12 protein-coding genes, 1 tRNA gene and 1 pseudogene are annotated in these 15,396 nt (G+C 70.4%); 6 read left to right on the forward strand and 8 right to left on the reverse strand.

Annotated features, from left to right (window positions below):
• Positions 1-60: 60 nt before the first annotated feature.
• On the reverse strand, positions 61-1,470 hold the full coding sequence (locus ABZ749_RS12690; RefSeq protein ID WP_357226901.1) for a sensor domain-containing diguanylate cyclase: 1,410 nt from the start codon (positions 1,468-1,470) through the stop codon (positions 61-63).
• Between the two features lie 195 nt (positions 1,471-1,665).
• Between ABZ749_RS12690 and ABZ749_RS12695 the strand changes: the two genes are divergently transcribed.
• Entirely contained in the window at positions 1,666-2,445 is a 780-nt protein-coding gene (locus tag ABZ749_RS12695) for a phosphodiesterase (RefSeq protein ID WP_357226904.1), read from the forward strand.
• A gap of 11 nt (positions 2,446-2,456) precedes the next feature.
• The gene (locus ABZ749_RS12700; protein ID WP_357226907.1) at positions 2,457-3,107 is read left to right on the forward strand and encodes a histone deacetylase; all 651 of its coding nucleotides are present in this window, start codon (positions 2,457-2,459) and stop codon (positions 3,105-3,107) included.
• A gap of 30 nt (positions 3,108-3,137) precedes the next feature.
• Here ABZ749_RS12700 and ABZ749_RS12705 read toward each other — a convergent pair whose 3' ends face one another.
• Complete coding sequence (locus tag ABZ749_RS12705) at positions 3,138-3,935, reverse strand: alpha/beta hydrolase (protein WP_357226909.1); 798 nt, start codon at positions 3,933-3,935, stop codon at positions 3,138-3,140.
• 279 nt (positions 3,936-4,214) lie between these two features.
• Between ABZ749_RS12705 and ABZ749_RS12710 the strand changes: the two genes are divergently transcribed.
• Positions 4,215-5,921, forward strand: a complete 1,707-nt coding sequence (locus ABZ749_RS12710; RefSeq protein WP_357226912.1) for a bifunctional metallophosphatase/5'-nucleotidase — start codon at positions 4,215-4,217, stop codon at positions 5,919-5,921.
• A gap of 389 nt (positions 5,922-6,310) precedes the next feature.
• On the opposite strand, the gene ABZ749_RS12715 is transcribed toward ABZ749_RS12710, so the two are convergent.
• Positions 6,311-7,594, reverse strand: a complete 1,284-nt coding sequence (locus tag ABZ749_RS12715) for an MFS transporter (protein WP_357226915.1) — start codon at positions 7,592-7,594, stop codon at positions 6,311-6,313.
• A 150-nt stretch (positions 7,595-7,744) separates the two neighbouring features.
• On the opposite strand from ABZ749_RS12715, the gene ABZ749_RS12720 reads away from it, so the two are divergent.
• On the forward strand, positions 7,745-8,218 hold the full coding sequence (locus tag ABZ749_RS12720; RefSeq protein WP_357226918.1) for a hypothetical protein: 474 nt from the start codon (positions 7,745-7,747) through the stop codon (positions 8,216-8,218).
• 92 nt (positions 8,219-8,310) lie between these two features.
• Here ABZ749_RS12720 and ABZ749_RS12725 read toward each other — a convergent pair whose 3' ends face one another.
• From ABZ749_RS12725 to ABZ749_RS12740, 4 genes are all read right to left on the reverse strand, one after another.
• Positions 8,311-9,759 carry a hypothetical protein gene (locus ABZ749_RS12725; RefSeq protein ID WP_357226921.1) on the reverse strand — a complete coding sequence of 483 codons (1,449 nt, stop codon included), beginning with the start codon at positions 9,757-9,759 and terminating at the stop codon, positions 8,311-8,313.
• Positions 9,756-10,274, reverse strand: a complete 519-nt coding sequence (locus ABZ749_RS12730) for a SigE family RNA polymerase sigma factor (RefSeq protein WP_355006008.1) — start codon at positions 10,272-10,274, stop codon at positions 9,756-9,758. The genes ABZ749_RS12725 and ABZ749_RS12730 overlap by 4 nt, the downstream gene beginning before the upstream one ends.
• Positions 10,275-10,562: 288 nt before the next feature.
• Positions 10,563-10,639: transfer RNA gene (locus ABZ749_RS12735), tRNA-Pro, on the reverse strand.
• 219 nt (positions 10,640-10,858) lie between these two features.
• The gene (locus ABZ749_RS12740) at positions 10,859-11,752 is read right to left on the reverse strand and encodes a metallophosphoesterase (RefSeq protein WP_355006006.1); all 894 of its coding nucleotides are present in this window, start codon (positions 11,750-11,752) and stop codon (positions 10,859-10,861) included.
• Positions 11,753-11,777: 25 nt separating this feature from the next.
• On the opposite strand from ABZ749_RS12740, the gene ABZ749_RS12745 reads away from it, so the two are divergent.
• Complete coding sequence (locus tag ABZ749_RS12745) at positions 11,778-12,233, forward strand: GatB/YqeY domain-containing protein (protein WP_357226925.1); 456 nt, start codon at positions 11,778-11,780, stop codon at positions 12,231-12,233.
• A 114-nt stretch (positions 12,234-12,347) separates the two neighbouring features.
• Here ABZ749_RS12745 and ABZ749_RS12750 read toward each other — a convergent pair whose 3' ends face one another.
• Positions 12,348-14,777: a transglycosylase domain-containing protein gene (locus ABZ749_RS12750; protein ID WP_357226928.1), complete on the reverse strand. Its 2,430-nt coding sequence runs from the start codon at positions 14,775-14,777 to the stop codon at positions 12,348-12,350.
• 407 nt (positions 14,778-15,184) lie between these two features.
• On the opposite strand from ABZ749_RS12750, the pseudogene ABZ749_RS12755 reads away from it, so the two are divergent.
• Positions 15,185-15,343: pseudogene (locus tag ABZ749_RS12755) on the forward strand (WhiB family transcriptional regulator); the annotation flags it as partial.
• Between the last annotated feature and the right edge of the window lie 53 nt (positions 15,344-15,396).

Raw genomic sequence — 15,396 nt, forward strand, 5'->3', positions numbered from 1 at the left:
TGGGGCGTGGGGCGTGGGGCGTGGGGCGTGGGGCGTGGGGCGTGGGGCGTGGGGCGTGGGTTAGGCGGCGGAGAGGAGAACGCCGTCTCGGCCTTGGCGTTTGACCGCGTAGAGGGCCTGGTCGGCTCGCTTCAAGGTGCGGTCGGGGGTTTCGCCGGGGCGGGGTAGTGCGACGCCCACGCTGATCGTGCGGCCGATGCGGCGGGCCGCCTCGGTGAGCCGTTCGGCGATCCGGACCGCCTCCTCCGGGCGGCTCACCTCGATCACCGCGACGAACTCGTCGCCGCCGATCCGGTACAACTCGTCGCCGTGCCGCAGCGCCCCCTCCAGCGCCCGGGCCAACCCGACCAGCACCCGGTCACCGGCCTGGTGGCCGTACGTGTCGTTCACGGTCTTGAAGCCGTCCACGTCGATCGCCAGCAGGGCCGTACGGCCGGGGGTGGCCGCAGCGATCCGCTGCCCGAACGGGCCGGTGTGCTGCAACCCGGTCAGCGGGTCGCTGCTTGCCTGCTCCCGCAGCCGGGACAGCGTGCGCAGCCGGTCCACGCTCGTCCAGGCCTGCCCGGCGAGCAACTCCATCAGGCTGACCGTGGTCGGGTCCGGGCGCAGTGCGCGTTCGTCGGCGACCAGCAGCACCCCACCGGCTTCCGTGGGCCCGACCGGCACGGCGACCAGTGTGCGTACCCCCGCCCGGGTCAGCGGGCGGTAGTCCTCGGTCGGCGGATGCCCGGCCTCGCCCAGCGTGTACCCGGCGCCGTACCGGTGCGCCCGCTCGACCATCCGGTCAAGGGCGGCAGGACCCGCCGCGGCCAGCTCGGCGCGGATCCGGGTCTCCAGGTCGCTCGGCGTCGCCGGGGACGGGCCGAGCTGGCCGCCGATCAGCAGCAGTGCGGTGGAGAGCGTGGAGACCTCCCGGGCGGCGCGGGCCGCCGCCCCCATCACCTCTCCCTCGGTCGGCGCGGAGGAGAGCGCGGACGCGTGCCGGAGCAGCTTCTCGCTGCGGCTCTCCACCGGTGGGCCACCGAGGGCGGCGATCCGCGCACCGAGCCCGTCGGCCAGCCGCTGCGCGGTCTCCCGCCACGGCTCCAGGTCCGTCGGCTCGCTCCACTGAAGGTCGAGTACGCCGATCGCCCGGCCCGTCGGGTCCAGCACCGGTACGCACAGTTCGGCGGTCACGTCCGGGCGTACCGGCAGGTAGTCCGGGTCGACCGTGACGTCCGGGACGACGGCAGGAGCGCCGGTCGCGTACACCCGGCCGACGATGCCGGTCCGTGCCGGGACCGTGGCGAAGACCTGCCAGGCCCCGGTCGCCGCGACGCAGCGCAGGCGGTCGTGGGCCGCGAGGAGTACGGAGATGGTCGCCGGGGTGTGGCGGGACAGTGCGGTGACCGTCCACCGACACGCCTCGGGTGTGCTCGACGCCATCGGCAGGCGGACGGTGACGTCACGGATGACTCGCTGATGATCCACTCGCACGTCGTTCCAGGTAGGGGAGGGGTCCGGCTGACGCCGAACCGCTCGATCAAGCGTACTCACGGTGGCGGGTCAGCGACCTTCGTACACACGTGCTATCCACAGGCTGTGGACGCGGCCTGTGGACGCCTGCCCCCGGGATGGCGCGCCCGGCGATAGCCTGAAGCACCCCGGCGTCGAGGAGGCGAGCCCGTGCTCATCGCCCAGCTCAGTGACCCGCACCTGACCACCGGCCTGCTCGCCGCGGAACCCGCCGCCGGGTTGCACCGGGCGCTCGGTCGGGTGCTGGCGTTGCGGCCCCGCCCGGACTGTGTGGTGATCACCGGCGACCTGGCCGACCACGGGAAGCCCGAGGAGTACGCGGCGCTGCGTGAGGTGATCGGCGCTTTCCCGCTGCCGGTGCACCTGGCCACCGGTAACCACGACGACCGGGAGTCGCTGCTCGACGCGTTCGGGGGCACGCCGTGGCTCGGCGGCGGCTTCTCGGCCTACTACCACGTCGACCACGAAGCGGTGTCGGTCGTGGTGCTCGACTCGCTCGTCCCCGGCAGTGACGGCGGCCAACTCGGCGAGGAGCAGCTCAGCTGGCTCGACGGGGTGCTGGCCGGGCGGCCCGAGGTGCCCGCCGTGCTCTTCCTGCACCACCCACCGGTCGCGGTCGGCATCCCGGCGGCGGACACCATCCGGCTCGCCGACGGTGATGCCCTCGCCGAGGTCATCGGCCGGCACCGGCACGTCGTCCGGGTCGCCGCCGGCCACCTGCACCGCCCGGTCACCACGGCGTACGCGGGCACGGTCCTCACCGTGGCCCCCAGCACCTGGAAGCAGAGCACGCTCACCATGAGCGCCGATGAGCAGATCGGTTGGGTCCACGAGCCCACCGCCTTCCTGCTGCACTCGGTCGAGTCTGGCGGCTGCGTGACCCACACCGTGCAGGTCAGCCACTCCACCGGGCAGACCTGCGGCTTCTGAAGGGCTACGTCGTGCTGGCCTGGTACGTCTCGTACGGCTCGAACATGCACGCCGCCCGGCTGGCCTGGTACATCGGTGGCGGCTGCCCGCCCGGCGGAAAGCGGACGTACCCGGGCTGCCGCGACCGGCGCCCACCCAGCCGGTCGACGCCCGTGTCGCTGCCCGGCGGCATCTACTTCGCCGGCGAGTCCGGTGCCTGGACCGGCGGCATGGCCTTCTACGACCCGCACCTGCCGGGCGAGGCCGCGGCCCGCGCCTACCTGGTCACCCTGGAGCAGTTCACCGACATCGCGGCCCAGGAGATGTACCGCCCGCTGGGCGACACGACCGAGCTGATCCCCGCGACCGGCGCGGCCATCGACGCCGCCGTCGCCAACGGACGGGCCACGCTCGGCCCGGGGCGGTACGAGACGCTGATCTGCCCGGGTAGCCGCGACGGTGTTCCGATGCTCACCTTCACCGCCCCCGAGGGGGCGTCAGCCGTGCCGTGCCGACCTCCGGCGCCGATCTACCTCGGCATGATCGCCCGAGGGCTGCGCGAGTCGCACGGCTGGCCCGCCGAGCGGATCGCCACCTACCTGGCGGCCCGGCCGGGCGTGGCGGGCGCCTGGCCAGCGGACGCCGTCACCGCAGTGGTCGACAAGGCGCTGGCCGAGGGCTGACCCGCCGGCTCGCGCCTCCGCGGCCACTGGTCAACCGAGCAGGAACTCGCGCAGCGCGGGGGCCAGCGTCGTCGGGGGCACGTCGTGGTAACCGCCGTCGAGGCTCACGGACCGGCCGCCCGGCACGGCCTCGGCCGCCGCCCGACTGGCGTCCCGCAACCACTGTGGACTGCCGGTGCTGTCCACTGCGAGGGTCGGCGCGGTGATGGTCGCCAGCCGGTCGGCGGGGAGTCGCCCGCCGGCCGTGACGATCGCGTCGTACACCAGGGTGTGCGCGATCGCCGTCAGCCCACCCCACATCGGTTGCGACCGCATCCCGCTGATCTGCTCGGCCGGCAGCCCCACCGAGGCGCTGAGGAAGATCTCCACCGCGCCGTCCCGGTCGTCGTTGGCGATCAGCTCGATGAGCTGCGGTGTGATGTCCTTGCCGACGCCCACGTGCGGACCGACCCGGAACGGTGGCTCGAACATGACCAACCTGGTCACCGGTAGACCCTGTGCGGTGGCGAGGGCGGCCAGGACGGCCCCGGAGGAGATGCCGTAGACGGCGGCGGAACCACCCGCCGCCGCGAGCAGGGCGGCCAGATCGTCGATCTCGCGGCCGACCTCGTACGGCGCGGTGTCACCGCTGTAGCCCCGACCGCGACGGTCATAGCTGAAGACGGTGAAATCCGGTGCCAACGCGGCACCCAGGTCGCGGGTCGCGTTGCGATCGCTGAACGCGCCCCCGACGAGGACGACCGCCGGCCCGGCACCGGACCGTTCGAACGCGATGGGCGTGCCGTCGACCGATCGCACCTGCTCCGCCGCGGGTGTCGTTCCGCTCACGATGCCGTCCCCATTCCTCGTAGGCTGCCCTGTCCTTTCTAGACCCTGGGTCCGACGTTGTCCGGCAGACCGCGTTAAACGATGATCGATAACGGCCTCGGCGTACGCGCTGCTCCGATGCGCTGCCCGGGTCGACCGGTGGGCGTCCGGATGAGAGGCTGTCGGGGCGGGGGCCATGCTCAACCACCGTCATCCGCGACCCTTTCGACGGCGTCCGTCGGCGGCCCCGGTCGACCCAGAGGCCAGGCACCGTACGCGCCGATTCTCACGAGGAGATCCATGTTCATACCCGGGATGCGTCGGGCCGCTGTCGGCCTGACCGCGCTCGCGGTGGCCGCTTTCGGCGCGGTCGCCACCAGCCCTGAGCAAGCCGACGCGCGGCCGAAGCCGGTCGACGTCACCCTGCTCGCCCTCAACGACTTCCACGGCAACCTCGAACCGCCGAGCGGATCCAGCGGCACCATCGCCGGGCAGACCGCTGGTGGCGTCGAGTTCCTGGCCACCCACCTTGCCGAGCTGCGCGCCGCAGCCAAGAAGAAGAACACCATCACCGTCGCCGCCGGCGACCTGATCGGCGCGTCCCCGCTGCTCTCGGCCGCGTTCCACGACGAGCCGACCATCGAGGCGCTGAGCATGGCCGGGCTGGACTACGCCAGCGTCGGCAACCACGAGTTCGACGAGGGAGCCGCCGAGCTCCTGCGGATCCAGAACGGCGGCTGCCACCCGGTGGACGGCTGCATCGACGGCACCCCCTACCGGGGAGCCGGCTTCCAGTACCTGTCCGCGAACGCCTTCAAGACCGCCACCGGCAAGCCGCTGATGGCGCCGTACGCGATCCACAAGGTGCAGGGCGTCAAGGTCGGCTTCATCGGCATGACCCTGGAAGGCACCCCGCAGATCGTCAGCCAGCAGGGCGTCGCCGGCCTCAGCTTCGCCGACGAGGCGGACACCGCCAACCGGTACGCGCGCGAGCTGCGCCGCAAGGGCGTACAGGCGATCGTCGTCCTGCTGCACGAGGGTGGCACCCAGGCCGCGACCGGCGGGATCAACGACTGCGTCGGCATGACCGGCCCCATCGTGGACATCACCAACCGGATGGACCCGTCGATCGACGTGGTGGTCAGCGGGCACACCCACCAGGCGTACAACTGCGACATCAACGGCAAGCTGGTCACCAGTGCCAGCTCGTTCGGTCGCCTGGTCACCGACATCGACCTGAAGATCGATCGCCGGAGCGGAGACGTGATCTCCGCCGCCGCGAACAACGTCGTGGTCACCCGCGACGTCGCCAAGGACCCGAGGCAGACCGCGCTGATCAACCGGTACAAGACAGTGCTCGGCCCGGTCGCCGGACGCCAGGTCGGCGTGACCAGCCAGGCGATCACCCGGAGCCAGGAAACCCTCTTCGGTACGAGCCTGGGCGAATCGCCACTGGGCAACCTGATCGCCGACGCGCAGCTCGCCGCCACCGACGACGAACAGAACGCCGTCGCCGCCTTCATGAACCCGGGTGGGGTCCGAGCCGACCTCGACGCCGGCCCGGTCACCTACGAGGAGGCGTTCACGGTGCAGCCGTTCGCCAACAACCTGGTGACACTGGACCTCACCGGCACGCAGCTCTACTGCGTACTGGAGCAGCAGTTCGTCACCGGTCGGACCCTGTACCCGTCGGCCACAGTGGGCTACGTGGTCGACCCGAACGGCACCACCGGTACGGTCGCCGACCCGTGCGCCGGCACCCGCGTGGTCCGGGGCAGCCTCACCCTCGGCGGCACCACCGTCGACACCGCCGCCACCTACCGGGTGACGGTGAACAACTTCCTGGCCGGCGGAGGCGACGGCTTCAGCGCCCTCACCGGCGGCACGAACCTGGTCACCGGCCAGATCGACCTGGACGCCTTCGTCGACTACCTGACCGCCCAGTCGCCGGTCTCCGCACCGACGCTGGACCGGATCCGCACCACCGCCGAGGTCCCCGCCGCCTGACGGCCGACTTTCGCGACATCGGGCCCCGGAGCACCAGCTCCGGGGCCCGACCCGTCCCAGCCCTCGCGTGGCCGCGCTTGTGCCTGTCCTTGGTCGTGCTTGCCCGCGCCGCGCTGCCCGCCCTGGCTGCCCGCGCACGCCCCCTTAGGCAAGATCGCGCTCGAACATGGATGTAGTGGCATCGGTGCCGGCGGGATACCACTACATCCAGGATTGAGCGCGATCTTGGTCTGCGACAAGGTCATTGGCGGGTTCAATCAGGCGGATCCGCGCAACTTCTCCGATGTTGCTGTCTCCCGCGCGCCCGAGGCACCAACTTCCGGGAAGTTGTGCGGATCTTGGTGCAAGGTGCGGTGCACGGCGGGGCGGGGCGGAGGGTGCGTTGGGGGTCAGGCGGAGGCGGGCGTGGGGGTGGGGGATGCCGGGGTGGTCGTCGCGAGACCGTCCTGCTCCGCGGTGAGCAGCCGGCGCAGGGAGAGCGCGACCAGCGAGGCGACCAGGCAGCCGCCGACCACCGTCGCCACCCAGACCATGCCGTTGGCGGCGCCGATGAGTGGGCCGGCGGTCACTGGGCCGATCACACCGCTGATTCCGAAGATCATCGAACTCATGGCGTTGTACCGGCCGCGCAGCTCGTCGGTGGCCAGCGCGTTGGTCAGTGCGGGCATCACCGGGGACAGCATCGTCTCGCCGAAGCCGAAGATCGCCGAGCAGAGCACCACGCACAGGGCGGCCAGCACAGCGTTCTCGGCACTGACCAGGCCGGCCACGCCGAGGACCAACCAGGCGGCGGCGAATACCGCACCCACCACTGCCAACGCCCGGGTGCGGCTGCGCCCCTCGATCCGGCGGATGACCACCAGCTGCGCGAGCACGATCATCACCGTGTTGGCCGCGAGTGCCCAGGCCACGACCCGGGGGTTCACCTCCGCCACGCGCACCGCGTACGCGGCGAAGCCCACCTCCACCTGCGCGTAGCCGCAGGTGGTGAGGATCAGCCCGAAGATCACCAGCCGTCGGAACGGGCGGTCGCGGAGCACCGTCAGGTAGCCGCCGGGCGACGGTTCGTCGACGCCTCGACGTTTGCCGAGTCGGTGGCCCACCCCGGGCAGGGTGAGCAGGATCAGCGCCGGCATCAGGTACGTCACCGCGTCCAGCAGGTAGATCGCCTGGAAGGTGCCGGGCCGGGCGGTGTCGACGATCGCGCCGGAGGTCATGCCCCCGATGCCGATGCCGAGGTTGAGCAGGGCGAAGTTCAACCCGAAGACGCGTTGCCGTTCATCGTCGTCGGTCAGCGACGCGAGGATGGTGTTCTGCCCGGACCAGATCGCCGAGCTGCCGATGGCGACCACCGTCATCACCAGCAGGGCCGAGCCGGTCGAGTGGACCAGGGCCAACGAGCCGGTGCCAACCGCCTCGATCAGCAGGCAGGGCACCACCACCCGGCGGGCGCCGATCCGGTCGATCAGCGTCCCGCCCAACGGCGACAGCGCCAGGGTGACCACGCCGTACCAGCCGATGACGAGCCCGGCGCGGGTGTCGGTGAGCCCGCGTACGTCGGTCAGGTAGATGAACAGGAACGGCAGGGTCAGACCCCGCCCGATCGCCGACAGCAGTGTGCCGAGAAGGATCCGGCGAGCTTCCGAACGGCGGGGCAGGGCACGACGCAGCATGCCGGCATTCTGTTCGGTGGGTCTGACGCCGCGCGAACCGTTTTGGCCACGACTCGCGGTCACCGGGACCATTCGGTGACCAATCCCACGTTGATCCACTCGCTGTGATCGCGGTCGGTCGGTGTCCGTCGGGTCTGCGATGCTGGCGCGATGACCGGCACCTGGCGACATCTGCCCGCTACCGCCCGCGCCATCGCGTTGACCGCGACGACGGCCGTCGCCGCCGCCCAGGCACGCGACGGTCAGGCGTACGACGAAGCGGTCGGCGGTCTCGCCGCGGACGAGCGTTCCGGCCTGGTGCTCGGCGCCGTGGTCCGGTTGCTGCTGGAGGAGAGCCATCCGGACGGGTTGACCGGCGACGACATCCGCCAGGTGTTGACCCGCTGCGTGCAGGAGTCGACGCGGTGGCGTTCGGATGTCGACCCGCACGTGGTGCTCGTCCTGCTGGCCGGCGCGTTGGGCGTGTACGACCCCGACGGCGACGAGTCACCGCCGGACGCGTCGGCGCTGGCCCGACACGCCCCGCTGCTGGTGGCCGACCTGTTGACGACGACCAGCGTGCCGTTGGACGACTACCTGGCCGCCGCGTTCGCAGAGATCGAGCGCACCGAACGGCAGGACTAGGCGCACCGCACGGCAGGACTGAGCGCACCGATGGAGGCTGTTGGCGAGGTGTCCGGTAGGCGTCACCGTGCCGGCGGTCGACTCGGACGCGGTCACTCCTGGTTCCAGGTGTCGGTTTCGACTATCCGCCGGGCGCCCTGCTTGGACACCGGACCGCTGGCAATCGTCCCGCCGGACGCGTCGAGCGCCTCCACCACAAGGCCCGCGGTGGGGCGGGGCACCTGCATGGCCGTCCCGGAGCCGCTGACGGCGCTCCTCGCCACCTCCTGCCCGTCGCGCAGGACGCGCACCGTGGTGGCGGCTGCCGGCGTCACCACGAGCAGGAACTGCTGACCCTCGCCACCGCCGTCGTCATCGTCGATGGACACGGCCAGCACGCTGTCGGGATCGGTCGGGTCGGCCGTAGCGGTGAAGGAGGTGCCAGTGCTGAGCACGCCGTCGGCCCGTGGCTGATCGCTGGCGATCGACACCTCGCCGACCCAGTCGCCGCCCACATCGGGCGCAGCCAGGACCGTCACCTGGCCGTCCTGCACCGACGGCTCTCCGGCGGCCGGCGACGTGTCGGCTGGACCGGTAGGGAGGCCAGTAACGTGCCCGCCCCACACCACGCTCGGAAGGGCGGTCAGTCGGTAACCCTCTGACTGGGCCCACTGGTACGTCAACTCCCGGGCGCGTTGCTGCTCGACACTGCCGCGTACGCGGGACATCGCAGTTGCGAGCTGAGCGTCGGTGATCGGCTTGGAGGCCAACGAACCCGGTCCGGGCGAGATCTGGCGGGTCACCGCGCCGCAGTCGACCCGCCACCACTCGGGCCGGTGGGTCTTCGCCGTACGGACCAGGTAGGACCCGGTCGGCTCCAGGGCCCACCGGAAGGTGTCGCCGTCGGGCAACGGTGAGCTGAGGAAGACACATCCGGCCGGGGCGATCGCCACGTGTGCCGCCTCCGGACCGTCCACGGCCAGGCTCTCGTAGGGTTCCAGGGCGTCGCTGACCGACCGGATGGCGGCGGTGCCGGCCAGTTCCCGGGCGCTGGCACCTTTGTCGGCGACCAGCCACACAGCGGCGCTCGGCCAGCCGGTGACCGGATCGGGTTGGTTGCGGACGAAGGCGGCGAGCGCGATCCGGTGGTCGTCCACGTCGTCGGCGAAGAGGACCCTCACCCCGCTCACCGGCACCTTCAAGCGGGAGAATTCGCCCCGGCGTTGGGCGGCCATCAACTGTTCAGAGAGCTGACGGACGTAGCTGTCGTCCCCGGCGACGGCACCGCGCGGCGGCGACTGGAGGAGTCGGTCCGACCACGCCAGGACGGGTGCGATGGACTCGGACGGGAGCGCCGGTGGTGGCTGCGTGGTCCGGCCCGGGCTGGCGATGGCGAAGGCCGTGCTCCCCAGGGAGACCACGAGGGCCAGAACCAGCCCGCCGAGGCGTCGCTGCCGGCTCCGTCGGAATCGCGCTCTCGCTCGGCCGTACGGGTCCGGCTGCGGGGTCAGCGTCCTGCTCAACTCGGCCAGGGCCTGGCTCAGCTCATCGTCGACAGTCATGGTGCCACCCCCGTCATCTTCGTCGTCCCGGTCGGTGCTGGATCCGCTGCCAGCGTCAGACGCAGGCGAGCCAAGCCTCGTGATGCGCGACTCTTGACCGACCCGACGGAGCAGCCGAGAGCGGCCGCGACCTCCGCCTCCGGCAGGTCGACCACGTACCGAAGCACGATCACCGCACGGGTACGAGGTGTCAGCTCCCGCATCGCCTCGTAGAGAGCGCGCCGTTCGGCAACCGTCTCGGTCATGTCCCGGGTGGGCCGCTCGGGGAAGAAGGCCGTCACCACCTCGTGCATCCGGTGGCGGCGCCAGACGCTGATGTGCTGGTTGATCATGACTCGCCGCAGGTAGGCCATTGGATCGTCGACCCGCCGCCACCGACGCATCACCTTCACCAGCGCAGCCTGCACCAGGTCCTCGGCGTCCTGGGCCGAGCCGGTGAGGTGGTACGCCACGCGCAAGAGATCCACGTAGCGCGTCTCGACGAACTCTCGAAAATGCTCGTCGTCAACTGCCATGAGCCCCCGCCTTGATTGGTTACCTCTCACGACCCCGGCGAGGGTCGAAAGGTTGAAGGCGAGAGCCCGGTTACCGGTCGCTACGGGTTGGTGCTCCCGGTCGTCGAAACCCGGACCAGGAGGGGTGCCCCTGCCGTGCCGTCGGGCTGGATCCACGGCGCAGGCGTCTGAGGGGTGGGTCATACGCGGACGCTAGCCAAGCGGCCGGAGCGCGGGAATCGGTCGAGAGAGCCTGCCGGGCAGATAAAAAGGCCAGGTGAGAGAAGATCTCACCTGGCCTTTTGCCTCTGGTCGGGGTGGCCGGATTCGAACCGACGACCTCTTCGTCCCGAACGAAGCGCGCTACCAAGCTGCGCCACACCCCGAGGCGTGCCGACAAATAGTAGCCCACCCGGCTCGATGGTCAAACTCGGTACCCCCGCCGTCCCCACCCTGCCCGGAGAGGCCAAGATCCGCACAACTTCAGGGATGTTGCTGCCTTACGACGCGCCGAGGCAGCAACATCCCTGATGGTGCGCGAATCATGAAGCGGGAAAGCGGCGAAGCGGGCAACCGGCCAAGCAGCCGGCAGCGCATCGCAGCGGTCAGCGGGGGATGAGGGTCAGGATGCTGGCCTCCGGGGGGCAGGCGAAGCGGATCGGGGCGGTCGGGTGGGTGCCGAGGCCGGCGGAGACGTGCAGCCAGGAGTCCGAGCCCGGCCACCGGTGCAGGCCGCGCGCCATCGAGCGGGGCAGGCCGCAGTTGGTCACGAGCGCCCCGTAGCCCGGTACGCAGACCTGACCACCGTGGGTGTGCCCGGCCAGCAGGAGCCCGAAGCCGTCCGCCGCCATCTGGTCGAGCACCCGTGGCTCGGGTGAGTGCGTCACCGCGATGGAGAGGTCCGCCGAGGACGACACCGCGCCGGCAACGGAGGGGTAGTCGTCCCGGTCGATGTGTGGGTCGTCGACACCGACCAGGTCGAGCTGTCGACCGCCGGCCTTCAGCATGGTCCGGGCGTTGTTGAGGTCCGCCCAGCCGGCGCCGGTGAAGACCTGACGCAACTCCTCGTAGGGCAGCTCGACGCCCTCGGTGTACTCCCGGTCGGGCAGGAAGTAGGTGAAGGGGTTCTTCAGCACCGGCCCGGTGTAGTCGTTGGAGCCGAACACGAACGCGCCCGGGTAGTCCAGCAGTGGTTGCAGCGCCCGCAGCACCCCGGGCACCGCGCCAGGGTGCGCCATGTTGTCGCCGGTGACCACCACCAGGTCGGGGTCGAGGGCGGCCAGCGATGCCACCCAGCGCTGCTTGCGCGCCTGGTCGGGCATCATGTGCAGGTCCGACAGGTGCAGCACGCGCAGCGGCTCCGCGTCGGCCGGGAGCACCGGCACGTCGTACCGCCGCAGGGTGAACATGTTGCGCTCGACGAGCGACGCGTACGCGAGGGTGGCCGCGCCGATCGTGGCGGTTCCGGCGGCGAGCCGGAATAGTGTGCGCTTTCGCATGGCGTTCAGGGTAGTTTGACCGTCCATGAGCACGCTGAAGGACCGCCTCACTGCCGACATGCGTACCGCGCTCAAGGCGCGCGACGAGCTGACCACCTCCACGCTGCGGATGGCCCTGGCCGCCGTCGGCACCGCCGAGGTCGCCGGCAAGGCCAAGCGCGAGCTCACCGATGACGAGGTGCTCGCGGTGCTGACCAAGGAAGCCAAGAAGCGTCGGGAGGCGGCCACCGCCTTCGCCGACGCCGGGCGCGCCGAGCAGGCCGCGAAGGAGAGCGCCGAGGGTGAGGTGCTGGACCGCTACCTGCCCAGGCAGCTCTCGGACGCCGAGCTGACCGAGCTGGTGTCGGGGGCGCTCGCCGCGGGCGGCTTCACCGGCAAGTCCCAGATGGGCCCGGCGATGAAGGCGGCCCAGGCCGCGGTGGCCGGCCAGGCCGAGGGTGGTCGGGTGGCCGCCGAGGTACGCCGACAGCTCGGTCTCTGACTTCCGGCAGGGTCAGCGGGGCGGCACGACGTTTCGCAGCCGCCCGCCGAGCCGGACAGACGAAACGGGCGGGCACCCCTGAGGGTGCCCGCCCGTTGTGTCCTACCCGTCGGTTCAGCCGCCGGGGCGACCACCGGGTCGGCCCCCGGGCGGGCCGCCTGGCTGACCGCCCGGATTGCCGTCGGTGTTGCCCGGCGTGCCGCCACCGCTGCTGACCTCGATGGTGACCACGCCACCCTTGATCGTGCGTCCGTCGGGGCTGGTGCCGGCCGCTTCGCCCGCCTTGCAGGAGGACGGCACCTTGGCGCTGGAGACGACCGGTTCGAAGCCGGCGCCCTTGAGCCGGGACTTCGCGGTGTCCACTGACACGCACTTGACGTCGGGGATGCTGCGCTGGTCACCCTGGGAGATCTTCTGACCCGGCGCGTCGAAGTCAACCTTCGGCTTGCCCTTCATCGCGTCCCGCAGCGTCTCCCAGACCGGCGGGTTGATGCCGTCCTTCTCCGCGTGCTTCATCTGCACGTTGGTCTGCGGCCAGTCCGGGTCGGCCATGATGCCGGCGACCGCGTACTGCTTGGTCATCGCGACCAGCGCGGCGGTCTTCTCCGAGTCGGTGGTGCCGGACTTGCCGGCCACCGGGTAACCGACGTCGCCGCGCACGTTTCCGGCGGTCGCCCCCGCGCACCGGGAGGACGACGACTTGTCACCGACCGGGCACCGGGCCGCGTCCACGGCGGCGCGGGCCACCTCGGTGCTGAACCGCTTCTCGCAGCGCGGGTTGGCGATGTCCAGCTTGTTGCCCTCCGGGTCGCGGATCTCCTGCACCGGGATCGGTTCGCAGTACTTGCCGTCCGCGGCCAGGGTGGCGTAGGCGTTGGCCAGGTCCAGCGGGGTGGTCTGCGAGACGCCCAGGGTGAACGCGCCCCACTGGTGCGCGCCCTTCTCCAGAGTCAGATCTTCCTCGGACCGGAAGTTGATGCCCAGCCGCTTGGCGGCCTTGACCACGTTCTCGGCGCCAACCTGCTGCTGGAGCGGCACGAAGTAGGTGTTCACCGACCGGCCGAACGCGGTCCACATGTTGTGTGGGCCGGCCATGCTCTCGGTCGAGTTGGTGGGGCAGTAGAAACTGGTCCCCGGGCAGGCTGCCGGACCAGGGCGGATGATGTATTCCGACTTGAACTGCTTCGGCGCGTTCATCGAGTAGCTGAGTGGGATGCCCTTTTCCAGCGCCGCGACGATGGTGAACATCTTGAACGTCGACCCGGCCTGGTAGCCGGTGATGCCGTCACCACCGGTGAGCAGCGGGTTGACAGTCGCCGGGTAGTTGCCCCGAATCTTCTTCTTGCTCTTCGCGGGATCGCTGGAGATCTTGTTCTTCGGGTTCTTCGGGTCGTCGAGCTTGAACTGCCGGTTGACCGCGAGCGCCCGCACCCGGCCGGTGCCCGGCTCGACGACCGCGACCATCGCGGCTTCCTTGCTGTTCTCGCTCTTGGCCTTACGGACCGCCTTGTCCGCGGCGCGCTGCGCCTGGACGTCGATCGAGGTCACGACGGTGTAGCCGCCGCTCTTGAGCCGGCGCTCCCGGTCGTACCTGGTCGAGCCGAACGTCTCCTGATCCATCCACCAGCGGTAGAAGTAGTCGCAGAAGAAGCCCCAGCTGTTGACGTTGGCGGCGACGCAGCCGTTCGGGGTGCGCTTGTCCTTCACCACCAGCTTGGTCGCCTTGGCGACGTCCGCCTCCTGCTGGGAGATGGCCTTGATGTCGACCATGTTCTGGATGACGTAGTCGCGGCGATCCAGCGCGAGCGGGTAGCCGAGTTCGGTGGTCGGGTCGTTCGTCGTGGGCGCCTTGACCATGCCGGCCAGCAACGCCGCTTCCTCGATCTTCAGCTTGCTCGGCGGCTTACCGAAGTAGACCTGGCTGGCGGCGTAGATGCCGTACGCGCCGTTGCCGAACGAGGCGAGGTTGAGATAGCGGGTGAGGATCTCGTCCTTGGAGAATTCCTTGTCGACCTGGAGGGCCAACCGCATCTCGCGCAGCTTGCGGGCGCTGGTGTCCTCGGTCGCCGCGACGACGTCCGCCGGGTGGGTGGCCGAGTACGCGATGGCCAGCCGGACGTACTGCATGGTCAGCGTCGATGCGCCCTGTCGGCCGGAGCCTTCGCTCTGGTTGTTGACGAACGCACGGGCGACACCGTTGATGTCGACGCCGTTGTGCTTGTAGAAGTCATGGTCCTCGGCCGCGATGATGGCCTTCTGCATGAACGGCGAGATGTCGGCGAGCTTGACGTCCCGTCGGTTCTCGTCGTACATCGTCGCGAGCGGTGTCTTGCCGTCCGCTGCCATCAGGTAGCTGATCTGTGGCGCGCGGGCCACCGTCAGCTCCGTGGGTAGGGCACCGAACGTCTCGGCGCCGGCCTTCGCGGCCAGGCCGGACATCGCTACCGCGGGGAAGGCCGCCGCAGCGACCACCACGCCGGCCAGCAGGCCACACACGAGTAGCGATGCGGCGTTGGTCAGCACATTGTGGTCACGTTTCCGCATCCAGGTCACCTCGACAGGGTACGCGAGTAGGGAACGAGGGGCGCTGGGGCGTTCTTTCCCCATTTCCTGCGCGCGCTGCCCTCGTTGTGCTAAACGCACGACCCCCGCTACTTGGTTGCGTGTGACCTGGCGTGAGTCTCCTCCGATTCAGTGGGGCGGCGCAGCGTTATCGCTGACCTCGGCGGGGTAACCGGCGGTCGAAGGCCCGGGAAGCCGGGACTGTCCGAAATGATGGATTTCGTCGACAACGTTGCGTAATCAGTCGACTACGGAGCATGATGGGGGCGGCGACAGCGCCAGATGTCGTCCGCGCCGCCTTGGGGAAGGCAGGCCGGGCGATCGGGGGGAATTGCCGGCTGACGTGCATCGACGAGGTCGGTAGGTACTGCAAGGGGGGACGTGTACACATGGGCATGATCACTGACTGGCCGTCACTGGCGGCATGTCAGAACGGGGACCCGGACGCGTTGTTCGTACAGGGCGCCGAACAGAACGTGGCGAAGCGGATCTGCCGGAGCTGCCCTGTTCGGTACGAGTGCCTGGCCGACGCGCTGGACAACCGGATCGCACCAGACTCGTGAAGCGCTCGGACGCTGACCGCCGCGATGCCGTGGACCGA

Origin of the sequence: Micromonospora sp. NPDC047753, assembly GCF_040642735.1 — a bacterium.
Taxonomy (GTDB): Bacteria; Actinomycetota; Actinomycetes; order Mycobacteriales; family Micromonosporaceae; genus Micromonospora.

Excerpts from the sequence above, each read along its gene's own strand:
- ABZ749_RS12710 (WP_357226912.1), top strand. The coding sequence starts at position 4,215 with ATGTTCATACCCGGGATGCGTCGGGCCGCTGTCGGCCTGACCGCGCTC.
- ABZ749_RS12715 (WP_357226915.1), bottom strand. The coding sequence starts at position 7,594 with ATGCTGCGTCGTGCCCTGCCCCGCCGTTCGGAAGCTCGCCGGATCCTT.
- ABZ749_RS12720 (WP_357226918.1), top strand. The coding sequence starts at position 7,745 with ATGACCGGCACCTGGCGACATCTGCCCGCTACCGCCCGCGCCATCGCG.
- ABZ749_RS12725 (WP_357226921.1), bottom strand. The coding sequence starts at position 9,759 with ATGACTGTCGACGATGAGCTGAGCCAGGCCCTGGCCGAGTTGAGCAGG.
- ABZ749_RS12730 (WP_355006008.1), bottom strand. The coding sequence starts at position 10,274 with ATGGCAGTTGACGACGAGCATTTTCGAGAGTTCGTCGAGACGCGCTAC.
- ABZ749_RS12740 (WP_355006006.1), bottom strand. The coding sequence starts at position 11,752 with ATGCGAAAGCGCACACTATTCCGGCTCGCCGCCGGAACCGCCACGATC.
- ABZ749_RS12745 (WP_357226925.1), top strand. The coding sequence starts at position 11,778 with ATGAGCACGCTGAAGGACCGCCTCACTGCCGACATGCGTACCGCGCTC.
- ABZ749_RS12750 (WP_357226928.1), bottom strand. The coding sequence starts at position 14,777 with ATGCGGAAACGTGACCACAATGTGCTGACCAACGCCGCATCGCTACTC.